This is a genomic window from Rhizobium sp. P1_E1 (assembly GCF_056406015.1).
This window is the reverse complement of the sequence record NZ_JBFUAY010000005.1, coordinates 22,279-39,045: the sequence shown is the minus strand read 5'-3', so window position 1 is coordinate 39,045 and position 16,767 is coordinate 22,279. Positions and strand designations below refer to the sequence as shown.

14 protein-coding genes are annotated in these 16,767 nt (G+C 61.5%); 5 read left to right on the top strand and 9 right to left on the bottom strand.

Annotated features, from left to right (window positions below; all coding sequences use genetic code 11):
* Positions 1-8: 8 nt before the first annotated feature.
* A complete protein-coding gene (locus AC1D1Z_RS03865; protein WP_018446586.1) occupies positions 9-1,070 on the top strand; it encodes an ABC transporter ATP-binding protein in 1,062 nt (353 codons plus the stop codon).
* Positions 1,071-1,266: 196 nt separating this feature from the next.
* Positions 1,267-1,572 (top strand): NIPSNAP family protein, encoded by a 306-nt coding sequence (locus tag AC1D1Z_RS03860; protein ID WP_012758329.1) that lies wholly within the window; start codon positions 1,267-1,269, stop codon positions 1,570-1,572.
* 74 nt (positions 1,573-1,646) lie between these two features.
* Here the strand turns inward: AC1D1Z_RS03860 and AC1D1Z_RS03855 are convergent, their stop codons facing one another.
* From AC1D1Z_RS03855 to AC1D1Z_RS03835, 5 genes are all read right to left on the bottom strand, one after another.
* On the bottom strand, positions 1,647-2,648 hold the full coding sequence (locus tag AC1D1Z_RS03855; RefSeq protein WP_477849560.1) for an ABC transporter ATP-binding protein: 1,002 nt from the start codon (positions 2,646-2,648) through the stop codon (positions 1,647-1,649).
* A 10-nt stretch (positions 2,649-2,658) separates the two neighbouring features.
* Positions 2,659-3,717, bottom strand: a complete 1,059-nt coding sequence (locus tag AC1D1Z_RS03850) for a Gfo/Idh/MocA family protein (protein ID WP_130652785.1) — start codon at positions 3,715-3,717, stop codon at positions 2,659-2,661.
* Positions 3,714-4,553, bottom strand: a complete 840-nt coding sequence (locus AC1D1Z_RS03845) for a carbohydrate ABC transporter permease (RefSeq protein ID WP_018074095.1) — start codon at positions 4,551-4,553, stop codon at positions 3,714-3,716. Before AC1D1Z_RS03845 ends, AC1D1Z_RS03850 begins: the two co-directional genes overlap by 4 nt.
* 9 nt (positions 4,554-4,562) lie before the next feature.
* Positions 4,563-5,510 carry a carbohydrate ABC transporter permease gene (locus AC1D1Z_RS03840; RefSeq protein WP_018242910.1) on the bottom strand — a complete coding sequence of 316 codons (948 nt, stop codon included), beginning with the start codon at positions 5,508-5,510 and terminating at the stop codon, positions 4,563-4,565.
* 218 nt (positions 5,511-5,728) lie between these two features.
* Positions 5,729-6,985, bottom strand: coding sequence for an ABC transporter substrate-binding protein (locus tag AC1D1Z_RS03835; protein ID WP_018242912.1), 1,257 nt, complete (start codon positions 6,983-6,985; stop codon positions 5,729-5,731).
* A gap of 532 nt (positions 6,986-7,517) precedes the next feature.
* On the opposite strand from AC1D1Z_RS03835, the gene AC1D1Z_RS03830 reads away from it, so the two are divergent.
* Both AC1D1Z_RS03830 and AC1D1Z_RS03825 read left to right on the top strand, forming a co-directional pair.
* Positions 7,518-8,402, top strand: coding sequence for a glucosamine kinase nucleotide-binding domain-containing protein (locus AC1D1Z_RS03830; protein ID WP_130652786.1), 885 nt, complete (start codon positions 7,518-7,520; stop codon positions 8,400-8,402).
* Positions 8,399-9,163, top strand: a complete 765-nt coding sequence (locus AC1D1Z_RS03825) for a GntR family transcriptional regulator (protein WP_018242914.1) — start codon at positions 8,399-8,401, stop codon at positions 9,161-9,163. Before AC1D1Z_RS03830 ends, AC1D1Z_RS03825 begins: the two co-directional genes overlap by 4 nt.
* A gap of 134 nt (positions 9,164-9,297) precedes the next feature.
* Here AC1D1Z_RS03825 and metH read toward each other — a convergent pair whose 3' ends face one another.
* Positions 9,298-13,071, bottom strand: a complete 3,774-nt coding sequence (gene metH / locus AC1D1Z_RS03820) for a methionine synthase (RefSeq protein ID WP_477849556.1) — start codon at positions 13,069-13,071, stop codon at positions 9,298-9,300.
* Positions 13,072-13,340: 269 nt separating this feature from the next.
* Here metH and AC1D1Z_RS03815 point away from each other — a divergent pair, with 269 nt between their 5' ends.
* Positions 13,341-14,600: an AGE family epimerase/isomerase gene (locus AC1D1Z_RS03815; protein ID WP_130652788.1), complete on the top strand. Its 1,260-nt coding sequence runs from the start codon at positions 13,341-13,343 to the stop codon at positions 14,598-14,600.
* A 107-nt stretch (positions 14,601-14,707) separates the two neighbouring features.
* Here the strand turns inward: AC1D1Z_RS03815 and AC1D1Z_RS03810 are convergent, their stop codons facing one another.
* The 3 genes from AC1D1Z_RS03810 to AC1D1Z_RS03800 form a co-directional block, all read right to left on the bottom strand.
* A complete protein-coding gene (locus AC1D1Z_RS03810) occupies positions 14,708-15,331 on the bottom strand; it encodes a DUF2799 domain-containing protein (protein WP_130748010.1) in 624 nt (207 codons plus the stop codon).
* 132 nt (positions 15,332-15,463) lie between these two features.
* Positions 15,464-15,961, bottom strand: coding sequence for a heme-degrading domain-containing protein (locus AC1D1Z_RS03805; protein ID WP_018446594.1), 498 nt, complete (start codon positions 15,959-15,961; stop codon positions 15,464-15,466).
* 192 nt (positions 15,962-16,153) lie between these two features.
* Positions 16,154-16,765: a flavin reductase family protein gene (locus tag AC1D1Z_RS03800; RefSeq protein ID WP_130652790.1), complete on the bottom strand. Its 612-nt coding sequence runs from the start codon at positions 16,763-16,765 to the stop codon at positions 16,154-16,156.
* Between the last annotated feature and the right edge of the window lie 2 nt (positions 16,766-16,767).

Here is a 16,767-nt window from a genome sequence, read left to right as displayed (position 1 = left end):
TCTGGCTCATGTCTTTTCTCACGCTGAACAACATTCAGAAATCCTTCGGCCCGGTTCAGGTCGTCAAGAACTTCAACATGACGATCGAGAAGGGTGAGTTCATCTCCTTCCTCGGACCGTCGGGCTGCGGCAAGACGACCGTCCTGCGCATGATCGCCGGCTTTGAAACGCCGACTGGCGGCACGCTGACCATCAACGGCAAGGATCAAAGCTCGCTGAAGCCGAACCAGCGCAATATCGGCATGGTGTTCCAGGCCTACGCGCTGTTCCCCAACATGACGGTGCACGACAACGTCGCCTTCGGCCTCAAGGTGGCAGGCGCGCCGAAGCCTGAGGTCGACGCCCGCGTCAAGGAAATGCTCGGCCTGATCAAGCTCGATCACCTGGCCGACCGCTTCCCCTATCAACTGTCGGGCGGCCAGCAGCAGCGTGTCGCCCTTGCCCGTGCGCTTGCCGTCAAGCCGCAGGTGCTGCTGCTCGACGAGCCGCTCTCCGCACTCGACGCCAAGATCCGCGTGTCGCTGCGCGAGGAAATCCGCCAGATCCAGCAGCAGCTCGGCATCACCACGGTCTTCGTCACCCATGATCAGGAAGAAGCCCTGTCGATCTCCGACCGCATTGTCGTCATGAATGCCGGTAAGGCCGACCAGATCGGTTCGCCCTTCGAGATCTACAACACACCGGCGACGCGCTTCGTAGCCTCCTTCGTCGGCACGCTGAACCTCATCGAGGCCAAGGTCGTCGATCCCGATACCAACCGCATCCAGATCGGCGATCAGGGCATAACGCTGAAGCAGTCCGTCGCCGCCCACAAGGCCGGCGAAACCATTTCGCTAGCCCTGCGTCCGGAAGCCGGCTCGCTCTCCGACAGCGTCAAGAGCGACACGGCGCTGACCGGTCAGGTCGTTTCGGCCCATTTTCTGGGGTCGGTCATCCGCACCCGCATGAATGTTGGCGGCAACGTCATCTCCTTCGATATGTTCAACAGCCCGGGCACCACCCCGCCGCAGGCCGGCGAAACGGTAACGCTGCGCTTCATGGCAGCCGACCTGCTCATCATCCGCGACTAACCAGCGTAGCGCGACCTCGCCTGGAAGGCGCCGCCGACGCGGCGCTTTTTTCATTTCAGGCCGGCCGACCTGTCAGCAAACGTGATGCAGCCATCACCGTAAAGCACTTGAACTCTCCCAGCCCGGTGCCACAAGTTGAATAGACCAAATGAGCCGGGCAGCCCTCCGCCCGGCATTTACGCGATGGGATATGTCAATGATTACCTGCCACCTGCGTTATGTGATCGATCCGTACAAGCTTGCCGAATTCGAGGAATATGCCCGGCTCTGGATTCCGATCGTCAACAGAATGGGCGGCACCCATCACGGTTATTTCCTGCCGTCCGAAGGCGCCAACAACATTGCCGTTGCCTTGTTTTCCTTCCCGAGCCTTGCCGCCTACGAGGACTATCGCACACGCATGGCGAGCGATCCGGAATGTCAGGCCGCTTTCGAACTCGACAAACGCAACCGCAGTATCGTCAGCTATGAACGCAGCTTCATGCGGCCCGTGCTCGGCTGAGCGAACCGCACACGAAGGGAAACGAAAAAGCCCCGCCAGGCTGGCTGGCGGGGCTTTTTCGTTCTGTCATGCGCTTAGCGGATCGCCTGGTCGTCTACATCGAAGCGATGCACATGCGCCTGGTCCGGGGTCGCATAGACGATCTCGTCCGGCTCATACTGGTGCTCGCCGAAAAGACGCGCCGTCAACAGGCCGCATTGATCAGATTCGAGATAGATGATCGTGTCGGCGCCGAGATGCTCGACATGCACGACCTTCGCAGCCCAAGTCCCCTGTTCGCGCGACAACGTCAGGTGTTCGGGACGCACGCCGATCGTCTTGGCGCTGTGATCGCCAACCTTCTCGGCCGCGATGAAATTCATCTGCGGCGAGCCGATGAAGCCGGCGACGAAAACATTGGCCGGTCGTTTATAGAGTTCCATCGGCGAACCGATCTGCTCGATCGCCCCGGCATTCAGCACCACGATCTTGTCGGCAAGCGTCATCGCCTCGACCTGATCGTGGGTGACATAGATCATCGTCGCCTTCAGACTGCGGTGCAGCCGGGCGATTTCGAGACGGGTCTGGACGCGCAGCGCCGCATCGAGGTTCGACAGCGGTTCGTCAAACAGGAAGAGTTCGGGTTCGCGTACGATGGCACGGCCGATGGCGACGCGCTGGCGTTGGCCGCCGGAGAGCTCGGCCGGCCGCCGCGCCAGATAGGGTTCCAGCGAAAGCATGCCGGATGCCTTGCCGACACGCTTGTCGATCTCGTCCTTGGCGGTGCCGGCCTGCTTGAGACCAAGCCCCATATTGTCCTTGACCGTCAGATGCGGATAGAGCGCGTAAGACTGGAACACCATGGCGATGCCGCGCTTGGCCGGCGGCGTCAGCGTCTCATCGCGACCATTGATGACGACGGCGCCTGACGTGACGTCTTCGAGGCCTGCAATGCTGCGCAGCAGCGTCGATTTCCCACAGCCCGACGGCCCGACGAAGATGACGAATTCGCCGTCCTTGACCTCAAGGTCGATGCCTTTCAGCACCTCATGCGTGCCATAGGTCYTGCGGATGGATTTGAGTTGAAGCGATCCCACTGTTTTTCCCTTACAATCTGACCGGCTGGCCGGTACGCACGCTCTCGTCGGCGGCAAGGCAGATGCGCAGCGACGCCACCGCATCCGCCATATGGCGGTCGAGGTCCAGATCCTCGCGGATCGCCCTCAGCATGAAGGCCTGTTCCAGGTCGCAGAGCGCCTGATGGCCGGGTTCGCCTTCCATCGTCATGTCCTGGTCGGGTCGGATGAACTTGCCGTCAGGCCCGGTCTCGGCAGTGTGCAGCCGGATCACCGAGGTCTTGGTGTGTGTGTCGATATCGTCGGACTTGGCGTTCGGATCCATGACGATCGACACCGCGCCTTTCGGCGACATCACATCCTTCACGAAGAAGGCGGTCTCCGAGATCATCGGGCCCCAGCCGGCCTCGTACCAGCCGACCGAACCATCCTCGAACAGCACCTGCAGGTGACCGTAATTATACATGTCGGCGGCGATCTCTTCCGACATACGCAGCCCCATGCCGCGCACCTCGACAGCCTTGGCGTCGGTGATCTGGCACATGACGTCGACATAATGCACGCCGCAGTCGACGATCGGCGAGGTGGTGCGCATCAGCGACTTGTGCGTCGCCCACGTCGGGCCGCTGGACTGCTGGTTGAGGTTCATGCGGAAGACGTAAGGTGGACCGAGCTTGCGCGCCTCTTCGATCAGCTTCATCCAGGAAGGATGATGGCGAAGGATATAACCGATCACCAGCTTGCGCCCCGCCTTCTTAGCTGCCGCGACGACGCACTCGGCATCGGCGACGGTGGTTGCAAGCGGCTTTTCCACGAAGACGTCGCAGCCGGCCTCGAAGGCGGCGACGGCATAATCGGCATGACTGTCGGAGTAGGTGTTGATGGAGCAGAGGTCCGGCTTCAGCTCGGCCAGCGCCGCCGTGAAGTCGGGATGGATCGTATAGCCCTGCAACTCAGGCTCCAATTGCGGCGTCGAGCGGTTGACGAGACCGACGATCTCGAAGCCGGGATTGTTGTGATAGGCGAGCGCGTGGCTGCGACCCATATTGCCGAGGCCGGCAACGAGGACACGGATCGGTTTTACTGTCACTTGACGGCTCCTGACGTGATGCCGCGGATCAGCTGCCGCGAGAAGATGACGTAGAGGACGAGGATAGGCAGGATCGCCAGTGACAGCGCCGCCAGCACCGCGTTCCAGTTGGTGACGAACTGGCCGATAAAGATCTGCGAGCCGAGTGTGACCGTCTTGGTGGCCTCGGAGGGCGCGAGAATCAGCGGGAACCAGAGGTCGTTCCAGATCGGGATCATCGTGAACACCGCGACCGTCGCCATCGCCGGGCGCACCAGCGGCAGCACCAGACGGAAGAAGATCGCATATTCGGAAAGCCCGTCGATGCGCCCGGCATTCTTCAGATCGTCCGAAACCGTGCGCATGAATTCCGACAGGATGAAGATCGCCAGCGGTATGCCCTGCGCGGTATAGACGAGGACCAGCGCCGTCAGCGTATTGACGAGGCCGGCCGCGACCATGCCCTGCAGGATCGCCACCGTGCCGAGACGGATCGGGATCATGATGCCGATCGCCATGTAGAGACCAAGCAGCATATTGCCGCGGAAGCGATACTCCGAGAGCGCGAAGGCCGCCATGGCGCCGAAGAGCAGCACCAGCAGGATCGAGACGATCGTGACGATGAAGCTGTTCTGGAAATAGGTGGCGAAATCGCCCTGCCCGAGCACCGTCTGATAGCCGACGAGGCTGAAGGTCGACGGCGTCGGGATCATCAGCGGCTCGCGGAAGATCGAGGCACGATCCTTGAACGAGTTGACGATGGTCAGAAACACCGGAAACAGCGCGACCAGCGTATAGGCGCTCAGCGCCAGATGCACGAGGCCGGTGCGGATGGGAGATGTGCGTGCCTTGGACATGCGCGCTCCTCAGAACTGGTAGCGACGCATGCGCCGCTGGATGACGAACAGATAAAGCGAGACGCCAGCGAGAATGATGAGGAACATCACCGTGGCGATGGTCGCGCCCATCGAGCGGTCGCCGAGCTGAAGCTGGAAACCGAAGAAGGTGCGGTAGAGCAGCGTGCCGAGAATGTCGGTCGACATGTCTGGCCCGGCAAGCGCCCCCTGCACGGTATAGATCAGGTCGAAGGCGTTGAAATTGCCGACGAAAGTCAGGATCGAGATAATGCCGATCGCCGGCAGGATGAGCGGCAGCTTGATTTTCCAGAATTGGGCCCAGCCGGTGATGCCGTCGCATTCGGCCGCCTCGATCACCTCTTCGGGGATGCTGAGCAGTGCGGCATAGATCAGCATCATCGGAATGCCGATATATTGCCAGTTCGAGATCAGCGACACCGCGATCAGCGCCGAACCGGACTTACCGAGCCAGGGCGCGAACAGGAATTTCAAGCCGATGAGATCGAGCATCCAGGGCGCCACACCCCAGATCGGCGAGAGGATGAGCTTCCAGATGAAGCCAACGATGACGAAGGATAAGAGCGTCGGCAGAAACATCGCCGTGCGGTAGAAGGCAACGCCGCGCAGCTTCGGCACCGAAAGCAGGGCGGCAAGCGCCACGCCTATCGGGTTCTGCACGCACATGTGGATGGCAAAGAAGATCAGGTTATTGACAAGGGCATTCCAGAAATCGCGCGCCCAGCGCGCATCGCCGAACAGCACCTTGAAATTCGCCAGTCCGACGAAGGCCGGCTGCCCGTCGACCGTATTGTAGAGCGACAACCGGAGCGTTTCGATGAGCGGCAGCACCATGACGGCGGAATAGACGATCAGGGCCGGCAGCATGAAGACGAAGATGTGCCAGCGCACCGGGCGCCTGATCGGGACGATATCGACCGCGTTGTCGGTTTCGCTCATGGCTTTTGCCTGTTCTTGTCGACTGGCCGCAAGGCGCAGCACAGATGGAAAACATTGCGCCTCACCCTGCCCTTCTCTCCGGCTGCGGGGAGAAGGAACGTGCCCTGCTGAAATGCCATGTCGGGCTGGGAGGTCGCTGCGAGTCTCCTTCTCCCCGCAAGCGGGAGAAGGTGGCCAGCAGGCCGGACGAGGGGCGGCAAACGCCGCCCCTGATCACATCACTTGGCCGGCTTGTACCAGCTGTCGAGGCCCTTCTGGAGCTTTTCGGCAGCAACCGCAGGCGTATCCGTGCCGTTGATCACATTGGCCGATTCGACCCAGGTCTCGTTTTCGAGGTTCGGCGTGCCGCGCGACAGGATCTGATAGGTCGAGCGCATGGTCGACTTGTACGGGCCGCGCCAGGAGACGAACTCCTGAGCGAGCGGATCGGACATCTTGACCGGGGTGGAGTTCAGGCTGAAGAAGCCCGGCAGCGAGTTCGCATAGATGTCGGCGAACTCAGGCGAAGCAACCCAACTGAGGAACTTCTTGGCTTCCTCGGCATGTGTGCTCTTCGCGTTCAAGGCGACGCCGATGTCCGGATGGTCGGAGATGTAGCCGGTGTCACCGGCCTTCGGAACCGGCGGCGGGAAGGCGCCCATCTTGAACTGCGCCTGGCTGTTGAACAGCGAGATTTCCCACGAACCGGCCGGGTAGATGGCGGCACGGCCGAGCGTGAAGAGGTTCTGGCTGTCCGAATAGGTCTGGGCTTCGAAACCGTCGCCGAGATAGGGCTTCCACTTGGCAAGCTCTTCATAGGGCTTGACCCATTCGGCGTCGGTCAGCTTCTGCTTGCCTTCGATCAAGGCCTTACGGCCTTCCTCACCCTTCCAGTAGTTCGGGCCGATATTCTGGTAGCCCATGGTGGCGGCCTCCCAGAGATCCTTGGTGCCCATGGCGAGCGGGATGTAGGTGCCGTCGGCCTTGATCTTGTCGAGCGCTGCGTAGAACTCGTCCTGCGTCTTCGGCACGGAGATGCCGAGCTTATCGAAGGCGTCCTTGTTGTAGATGAAACCGTGGATGACCGATGCCATCGGCACGCAGAAGGTCGACTTGCCATCGTCGGTCGCCCAGGCGGCCTTGGCGACCGGAGAGAAGTTCTCCATGCCCGGCAGGCTGGTAATGTCGACGAGCTGTTTCTTGTTGAAGAGCTCGAGCGAGGTGAACGGACGGCAGGTGATGATGTCGCCTGCGGAACCGGCATCGAGCTTGGCGTTCAGCGAAGCATTGTATTCGGTCGGCGCGGTCGGCGAGAAGACGATCTTGATGCCCGGGTTCTTGGCTTCGAACGCCGGAATGATCTTTTCCTGCCAGATCTGCAGGTCGTCGTTACGCCAGCTTTCGAGCGTCAGCGTGACGTCGGCGGCATGGACGAGACCTGCCGGCGTCAGCAGGCTAGAGGCAAGCAGCAAGCTTTTCAGAGCAGTGTTTTTCATTTCCCTCTCCTGTTGTCAGGCGCCGAAGGCGCCGTTTTTCGATCTGAAACAAGCAATTGGCGTGTCTGAGGAAACACCCCAATGCCCCTTGGAGGACCGCCAGCGACTGCCGGCCCCGAAAGCTCGTGGACGCAAAGGCGGATCGCCTGCGGCCGGAAGTGCGCGCCTTCCCGGTGACCTGCACCGGGCGTGGCGAAATGACGAGGGAAAGCCGATGGATGCCTGAACTCAACCACTGGCCACACGGGCCGGCAGGTGTCCTTGCAATCATCCTCGAAGCGGTTCCGGCTTGGCTTTACTGCCGGTTTTTGTGGGCTTCGAAACGCTGTTCCCTTTGATCGAATTAAGGCCAAAAAAATACCAATTGTCCAGCCGAATTTAACTTTTTCGCTGCCAAAAATTCATTAAAAAATTTTATCTAGCAAAATCAATAAGATAAAAAGATTGATTTTCTCCTTCATTCCCACTTGGTAAATGGTATTTTTTTGGTATTGTATTAAAAAACATGGGGAACGGCATATTCGGAGGCCCGATGACGGAGCTTGCAATCGGCATAGACGGCGGCGGAACAAGCTGCCGAGCCGCGGTCGCGGACAGAAACGGCAATATCATCGGCCGCGGCAAGGCAGGCCCTGCCAACATTCTGTCGGATCTCGAAAACTCTCTTCTCAATATCGTTGAATCCGCCCGGCAGGCGCTGCGCGATGCCGGGCTTGCTGCAGAAACCATTTCCTCCGTCGCAGCCGTCGTCGGCGTCGCAGGCGCCAATGTCGGGGATTACGGCAGGCGAATCGAAAAGGCCCTGCCCTTTGCCGAAGGCCGCGTCGTCACCGATGCACTGATCGCGCTGCAGGGCGCGCTCGGCGATGCCGACGGCATCGTCGGCGCCTTCGGCACCGGCTCGGTCTATAACGCCCGTAGGGATGGCCGACTGAATGGCATCGGCGGCTGGGGTTTCGTCGTCGGCGACCAGGCAAGCGGCGCCCGCCTCGGCCGCGACCTCCTGGAACGATCGCTGCTCCCCCATGACGGAGTGCGCCCGGCATCGCCGATCACCGAAGCGGTCATGGCCGAATACGGCAATGATCCGGAGCGTATCGTCGAATTCGCGCATTCGGCAAGACCGAAGGACTTTGCCCGCTACGCACCGATCGTCTTCCAACATGCGGCCAAGGGCGATGCCGTCGCGGTCGGCATCGTCACGGATGCCGCAGCGGCGATCGGCGAAAGCCTCGACGCGCTGCTCTGGCCTGAATGCCCGTCGATCTGCCTGCTCGGAGGTCTTGCTGAAGCTTATGAACCCTGGCTTTCCGAACGCTACAGACCGCTGCTCGCCAGACCGAGGAACGATGCCTTGCACGGCGCGGTGGAACTTGCGGTGAAGCTCCTGAACGATCGGCAGAGAGGCGCGGCATGAGCGACGACCTCGCTACCATCCTGTCCCTGGAGCGCCTGCAGGCTGCCGGCACCGGCCCGCTCTACGTCAAGCTGCGCCGCATGCTCGAAGAGGCTGTGCGCACCGGCACGCTCGGCCACGGCGATGCGCTGCCGCCGGAACGTGACATCGCCGAATTCGCCGCCGTCAGCCGCGTCACCGTGCGAAAGGCGATCGACGATCTTGTCGCCGACGGCCTGCTGGTGCGCCGCCACGGCTCGGGCACCTTCGTCGCCAAGCCGGTCTCCAAGGTCGAGCAACGCCTGTCGCAGCTCACCTCCTTTACCGAGGATATGGCGCGCCGCGGCATGTCCTCCCGCTCCGAATGGCTGCACAAGGGCATCCACACCCCCTCGCCCGACGAGATGATGATCCTTGGCCTCGGTACCGACGTCAAGGTTTCGCGCCTCTCCCGCCTGCGCATCGCCGACGACCAGCCGCTGGCGATCGAGAACGCTAGCGTCTCCGGCGAATTCCTGCCCGATCCCTCAGCCGTCACCAATTCACTCTATGCCGAACTCGAACGCCTCCAGGTTCGCCCTGTGCGCGCCGTGCAGCGCATCTCGGCGACCAACATGAAGGAAGCCGATGCCCAGCTTCTCGGCGTCTCCGTGGGTGCGGCCGGCCTGTCGATCGAGCGTATTTCCTATCTCGGCTCAGGCCGCGCCGTCGAATTCACCCGCTCGCTCTATCGCGGCGACGCCTATGATTTCGTCGCGGAGCTGACGATCGCGGTGACTTGAACCGCAAAGCCGACAGCATCGGCTCCAAGGAATAATCTTCTTGATTTTCAAAAGCATGGAGCCGGAAAGTGAATCACTTTCCGGCTCCATCGTTTCTTGAATCACTTTATCAGCGGACGACGCCAAACGGCTGGTTACGCCGCATCCTCGATCTCGGTTTCGACCTTGCGCGGCACGTAGTTCAGCACCGGTCCGAGCCAGCGCTCGACTTCGGAAACCTCCATGCCCTTGCGGGCCGCATAGTCTTCCACCTGATCGCGCTCCACCTTGGCAACGCCGAAATAATAGGAGTCGGGATGGCCGATATAGAGGCCGGAGACCGAGGAACCCGGCCACATCGCATAGCTCTCCGTCAGCTTCACGCCAGCCGCTTTTTCAGCGTCGAGCAGTTTGAACAGCGTTGCCTTTTCGGTGTGGTCAGGCTGGGCGGGATAACCGGGCGCCGGGCGGATGCCGGCATAGGCTTCGGTGATGAGATCCTCCTTGCTGAGCGTCTCGTCCTTGGCATAGCCCCAGTATTCGCGTCGTACCTGTTCATGCATGCGCTCGGCAAAAGCTTCGGCGAAGCGGTCGGCCAGCGCCTTGACGAGGATCGAAGAATAATCGTCGTTCGCCCGTTCGAAACGTTCGGCAATGGCGATCTCCTCGATACCCGCCGTCACCACGAAGCCGCCGACATAATCCTGAACACCGCTTGTGACAGGCGCGACGAAGTCGGAGAGCGCCACGTTCGGCCGCCCGTCCCGCTTCGAAAGCTGCTGCCGCAGCGTATAGAAGGTCTCAAGCTCCTGTTTCCGGCTCTCGTCCGTGAACAGCCGGATATCGTCGCCGACGGCGCCGGCCGGCCAGAAGCCGATGACGGCGCGCGGGCGGAACCACTTCTCGTCGATGATCTTCTTGAGCATGGCCTGCGCATCGGCCCAGAGCGCGCGCGCCGCCTCGCCCTGCTTCTCGTCTTCCAGAATGGCGGGGTAACGGCCGCGCAGCTCCCAGGTCTGGAAGAACGGCGTCCAGTCGATGTATTTGGCAAGCTCGGCCAGATCGTAATCCTCGAACACCCGCGTGCCGAAGAATTGCGGCTTCACCGGCTGGTAGGCAGACCAGTCGATCTTGTGGGCATTCTCGCGAGCCCGGGGCAATGGCAGGCGCACCTTCTCGGCCTCGCTGCGCGCATGGGCGGCCGCCACCTTGGCATATTCGGCTCTTATATCGTCGACATAGCTCTGGCGGGTCTCCGGCGACAGCAGCGCCGAAACAACGCCGACGGCGCGGCTCGCATCGGTGACGTAGACCGTCTGCCCCTTGTTGTAGCCCGGATGGATCTTCACGGCCGTATGCACGCGGCTGGTCGTCGCCCCGCCGATCAACAGCGGGATCTCGAAACCCTGCCGCTCCATCTCGGCGGCAACATGCACCATCTCGTCGAGCGACGGCGTGATCAGGCCGGAAAGGCCGATGACGTCGACCTTCTCGGCAATCGCCGTTTCAAGGATCTTCGTCGCCGGCACCATGACGCCGAGGTCGACGATCTCGTAATTGTTGCAGGCAAGCACGACGCCGACGATGTTCTTACCGATATCGTGTACGTCGCCCTTGACCGTCGCCATCAGGATCTTGCCGGCCGACCGGCGTTCATCGCCGCCGTTGAGGCGCTTTTCCTCTTCCATGTAGGGCAGCAGCACGGCGACCGCCTGCTTCATCACGCGCGCCGACTTGACCACCTGCGGCAGGAACATCTTGCCCGAGCCGAACAGGTCGCCGACGACATTCATGCCGGCCATCAGCGGCCCTTCGATGACGTGCAGCGGCCGGGCGGCCTGCAGGCGCGCCTCCTCGGTATCGGCCTCGATATATTCGGTGATGCCGTTGACCAGCGCGTGTTCGAGACGCTTCTCGACGCTCCATTCGCGCCAGGAAAGATCCTGGACCCGGCCTTCCCTGGCACCGGCGCCACGGAAACGCTCGGCCACTTCGAGCAGCCGCTCGGTGCCGTCGGGGCGGCGGTTCAGCACCACGTCCTCGCAAGCCTGGCGCAGCTCGGGATCGATATTGTCGTAGACGGCAAGCTGGCCGGCATTGACGATGCCCATGTCCATGCCTGCCTGGATGGCGTGGTAGAGGAACACGGCATGCATCGCCTCGCGCACCGGCTCGTTGCCGCGGAACGAGAAGGACAGGTTGGAGACGCCGCCCGAAATATGCACCAGCGGCATGCGCTCGCGGATCGTCCGCGTCGCCTCGATGAAATCGACGCCGTAGTTGTTGTGCTCTTCGATGCCGGTGGCGACCGCGAAGATGTTCGGATCGAAAATGATGTCCTCAGGCGGGTAGCCGATCTTTTCGGTCAGCAGCTTGTAGGCGCGCGTGCAGATATCCACCTTGCGCTCGTAGCTGTCCGCTTGCCCCGTCTCATCGAAGGCCATGACGACGACGGCGGCACCGTAATTGTGCAGCAGCCGCGCCTGGGCGAGGAAGTTCTCCTCGCCTTCCTTCAGCGAGATCGAGTTGACGATCGGCTTGCCCTGGACGCGCTTCAGGCCGGATTCGATGATCGAGAACTTCGACGAGTCGATCATCACAGGCACGCGGGCGATGTCAGGCTCGGCGGCGATCAGGTTGAGGAACTCGACCATCGCCTTTTCGGAATCGATCAGGCCTTCGTCCATGTTGATGTCGATCACCTGCGCCCCGTTCTCAACCTGGTCGCGGGCGACATCGAGCGCTGCGGTGAAATCGGCGTTGGTGATCAGCTTGCGGAAGCGGGCCGAGCCGGTGACGTTGGTGCGCTCGCCGACATTGACGAAGGGGATGTCCTTCGTCAGTTCGAAGGGTTCGAGACCCGACAGCGACATGAAGGGGCGGTGCTCGGGAATCGGCCGTGGCTTGTACTTGGCAACGGTCTCGGCGATCGCCTTGATATGCTCCGGCGTCGAGCCGCAGCAGCCACCGACGATGTTGACCAGGCCTTCGCGGGCGAAGCTGTCGATCTGCGCCGCCATCAGCTCCGGCGTTTCGTCATACTGGCCGAACTCGTTCGGCAGGCCGGCATTCGGATAGGCGCAGATGAAGGTGTCGGCAACGCCCGAAAGCTCCTGCAGGTGCGGGCGCATCGCATTGGCGCCGAGCGCGCAGTTGAGCCCGATCGTGAAGGGATTGGCATGGCGCACGGAATTCCAGAAGGCCGACGGCGTCTGGCCGGACAGCGTGYGGCCGGAAAGGTCGGTGATCGTGCCGGAGATCATCACGGGCAGACGCACGCCCTTGGCCTCGAAGCGCTCCTCGCAGGCGAAGATCGCCGCCTTGGCGTTCAGCGTGTCGAAGATCGTCTCGATGAGGATGATGTCGGCGCCGCCGTCGATCAGCCCGTCGATCTGCTCGCCATAGGCGGAACGCAGATCGTCGAAGGTGACGGCGCGGAAACCGGGATTGTTGACGTCAGGCGAGATCGAGGCGGTGCGGTTGGTCGGCCCGATGGCGCCGGCGACAAAGCGGCGGCGGCCGTCCTCGCGCTCGGCGCGCAGTGCCGCCCGGCGCACGATCTCGGCGCCTTCCTTGTTGAGGTCGTAAACCGCACCTTCCATCTCGTAATCGGCCTGCGCGATGCGGGTCGAGGAGAAGGTGTTGGTCTCGAGAATGTCGGCGCCGGCCTTGGCGTATCTGTAATGGATCTCTTCGATCGCATCCGGCTGGGTCAGGATCAGAAGGTCGTTATTGCCCTTCTGGTGACAGGCGCAGCCGATGAAGCGCGTTCCGCGAAACTGGTCTTCGTCATAGCCGAGCCCCTGGATCTGCGTGCCCATGGCGCCGTCGAGAACAAGGATGCGTTCGCTCGCGGCTTGTTTCAAAGCTGCGAAAACTTCACTGCCGTCACGCTTGCCCGTTTCCGGACCAAAGAGATTGTCAAACACGGGAGGGCTCCTTGACGTCATAAGACCAGACTTCCAAATCACATAAAGATATCTTTATGTCAATATATGCCTGGCGATTTCGTGCTTTGCAAGTCTACAGCGCCGCGCGTCTTTTAAGACGCGCAAAGGACGCTGTAGCAGTTTGAATCTGCGCATCGTGTTTTCCGAAATTCGATTTTCGGAAAGCACGATGCGCTAGCCAGATGACAGGCTTGCCCGACCTCTATATAGGCGTTTGCGACGCTTGTGCACGAAATCGGAGGAGCATCATGGCACCCGCAACCGGCAACGCCGCGCTTGGAAACTGGACGACCCGCGCCTATCATCGCGACTGGCTGCTGACCCAGGCGAACGGTCTTTTCGATTTCTTCCAGCACAATTCGGTCAACCCCAAGGGCGGTTTCTACGATCTCGACGACCAAGGCGGGCCGCTCGACGCCGAGGGCCAGGTCCGCGGCATCCATATCGCCGCGCGCGCCGTGCATTGCTTCTCGATCGGCGCCCTGCTTGGTCGTCCCGGCGCTGCCGATGTCGTCGACCACGGCATGGACTATATCTGGAACCATCATCGCGACCGGAAAAATGGTGGCTATTTCTGGTCCCTCGACAATAACGGTCCCGTCGATTCCAACAAGCAGGGCTATGGCCATGCTTTCGTGTTGCTTGCCGCCTCAGCCGCAAAGACGATCGGCCATCCGCTTGCCGACGGCATGCTTGATGATATCACCGAGATCCTGAATACGAAGTTCTGGGAAGCGAAACACGGCGCAATCGCCGAGGAATTCACCGCCGACTGGCAGCCGCTCGACGGCGGCGCCTATCGCGGTCAGAACTCCAACATGCACCTGACCGAAGCGCTGATGGCGGCCTTCGAAGCCACCGGCGACCGGGACTATCTGACCAAGGCCGAAAGCATCGCCGATCTCGTCATCCGTCGCGCCGCCGGTTCGGTTGACTGGCGCGTCGCCGAGCATTTCGACGCCGAATGGAATCTCGACAAGACATACTATCATCCGAATGAAATGTTCCGCCCGGCCGGCACGACACCCGGCCACTGGCTGGAATGGGCCCGCCTCATCCTGCAGCTCTGGGCGCTCGGCGGCAAACGCATCGAATGGATGCCGGATGCGGCCAAGGCGCTCTTTGCGCAATCCATGGCGCTCGGCTGGGACAACGACAAGGGCGGCTTCTTCTATACGCTCGATTGGGACGACAAGCCCGCCAAGCGCAACAAGCTCTGGTGGCCAGCCTGCGAAGGTGCGGCCGCTGCACATTTCCTCAACGAACACCTGCCGAGCGATTACCACGAAGAGAGCTACCGCAGGATCTGGAACGTGATCGAACGCGCCTTCATCGATCACAAGAACGGCGGCTGGCACGAGGAACTGACGGAAGATCTCGTCCCCTCGCATTCGCTGTTCCCCGGCAAGGGCGATATCTATCACGCCCTGCAGGCCTGCCTCATCCCACTCTTCCCGGCAACGGGCAGCCTGACAAGGGGCATCGCCGAGGCCGGCGGGAAGCTCTGAAGCAGAGCATGATGGCGAAAAGTGTGAGCGGTTTTCGGTATCACGCTCTAACTATTCAATTTACAGCGTCCTTTGCGCGTCCGAAAAGACGCGCGGCGCTATAAGGATCAGTAACCCGGCGCCGGCAGTTCGACACTCGGGTTCCGCTGGAACCACTCGACATCCTCGTTGACACGGTCGAGATCGTCCTGCACGTCGCGCTGGTCGCGGCGGATGTCGTGCATGTCGTCTTCGAGATCCTCGGTCCGCCGGCGCAGTTCCGAGCGGTCACCGTCCTTGGCATCTCTCAGCTTGTCGGAAAGCTCGTCGATTTCAGTTTCCTTATTGCTATAATCGCTCTGCATCGAGCTGAGACGCGACTGCAGCTCGTGCTGCTTGCTGCCGAGGTTGAAGCCGCGCAGGAAGCCCGGCGCGGTCTCGGGCGGGCAGACATTGGCGTAGCCGCTGCCCGCCTGGCCGCGCGCAAGCCCGCTGAGCGGCGTGCAGTAGCGCACCAGACCGGCCTGATATCCCTGAAACCAGATCGTCTGATCGGGTACGATCTTGACCCGCTCGCAGGATTTCGCATGTGCGGCGAAGCGCTGTTGCGGCTCGTAGCCCGCCGCGCCGTCGCTCTCGCCGATCACCCGCCAGTCGGCGGCGACGCATTCCTCCTTGGAAAGCGTGTTGCAGGAGGCAAGCAAAAGGCCGAAGCCGATGGTGGCGGCAAGCGCAAGAAACAAGCGGATCATGGCGTCCCGGGTAAGATGAGGAGTGCGATGCCGCAGCTTAGCCGTAGGACAAGCCCGCGTCACCGTCACGGCGACGCAAATTTGAAGTTTTCATGGCTTTTTTCTGTCAAAATTACGGCGGGAAAAACCGCATCAAAGCGGCGGGGCGAGCCGGAGCGTATCCAGATCCTTCGCCAGCATCAGCGCCAGCGCTTCGACCGCGAGATTATGGTCGTCGCGCTGCGGCAGTCCCGAGACGGTGACGGCGCCGATGCAACCGGTGCCCTTGACGTTGATCGGGAAACTGCCGCCATGCGGCGCATAGTCGGCGCCGGAAAGCCCGTTATCCTCGACCGTCTTGCCGTCCTTCTGCAGCTTCAGGCCGGAAGCGTAGCTGCTGCGGAAATAACGCAGCACCATATTGCGCTTGCGACGCACCCAGTTGACGTTGTCGGGCGTGACACCCGGGAGTGCCGCATAGAAGACCGGCATCGAATGCAGGGTCACGTCGATCGCGATGCCGAGGCCGCGCTCGGTGGCGAGTTCCTGCAGAAGCTTGCCGAGCTGCCATGCCGTCGTCAGGTCGAAGGCGTCGAAGCTCAGGACTTTCTCCTGCTCCGCGATCCGGCTGAGATCGTCCTCGATTGTCATGGGTAAAGCGCTCCTCTGTCGCGATGATCCGTAGCCGACCATTCTCGCGGGAGCCGAAAAAGTAAAGCAAAAACTTGGGCCTATCCCTGGAGCAATTCCAGCAAGAGTGCGCAGCGGTTTTGCGTCCGGAATTGCGCGAAGCCAAAGAGATAGAGCATTTTCGTCACTCGAAGAAAACCAAAATGCTCTATGTCAGAGCTTCGGCGTCAGCATCTCGAAACGGTCGCGGATGGTGGCGCAGGTATCGCCGCCGAGCCTCGCAATGGCATCGACCGCGGCCGGATCGACATGCAGCCGTTCCGGATCGACGACCCCGTCGCGGTAATGCGCGTAGACGATCTCGCCCATGATGATCTGCCGCGAGCGGCCAAGCTCCAGCGTCACATGCCGCCGGCATTCGAAGGCAGCCGGCGCCTCGGCGATGAAGGGCGAGGCCACCTTCTCGCCCGGCATCGCCGTCAGGCCGGCTTCCTTCAGCTCGTCGACGCCGCGCGGATATTTGGCGCCGCAGATATGCATGGCCTCAGCGATCGCGAAGGAGACGATATTGACCGTGAACACCTCGGTCATGCGGATATTGTGGCCGGTGTCCTTGAACGACATGTCGGCATTGTTCTCGACCCCGATCGCAAGGATCGGCGGATCGGCCGAAAGGCAGTTGAAGAAACTGAAGGGCGCGGCGTTGATCCGGCCATTCTCGTCGACCGTCGTCACCAGCGCAATCGGCCGCGGAATGATCGTGCCGATCATCAGCTTGTAGCGTTGGCGCTCGGTAAGCTGCTCGAAATCGAAGGAAACGGACATCG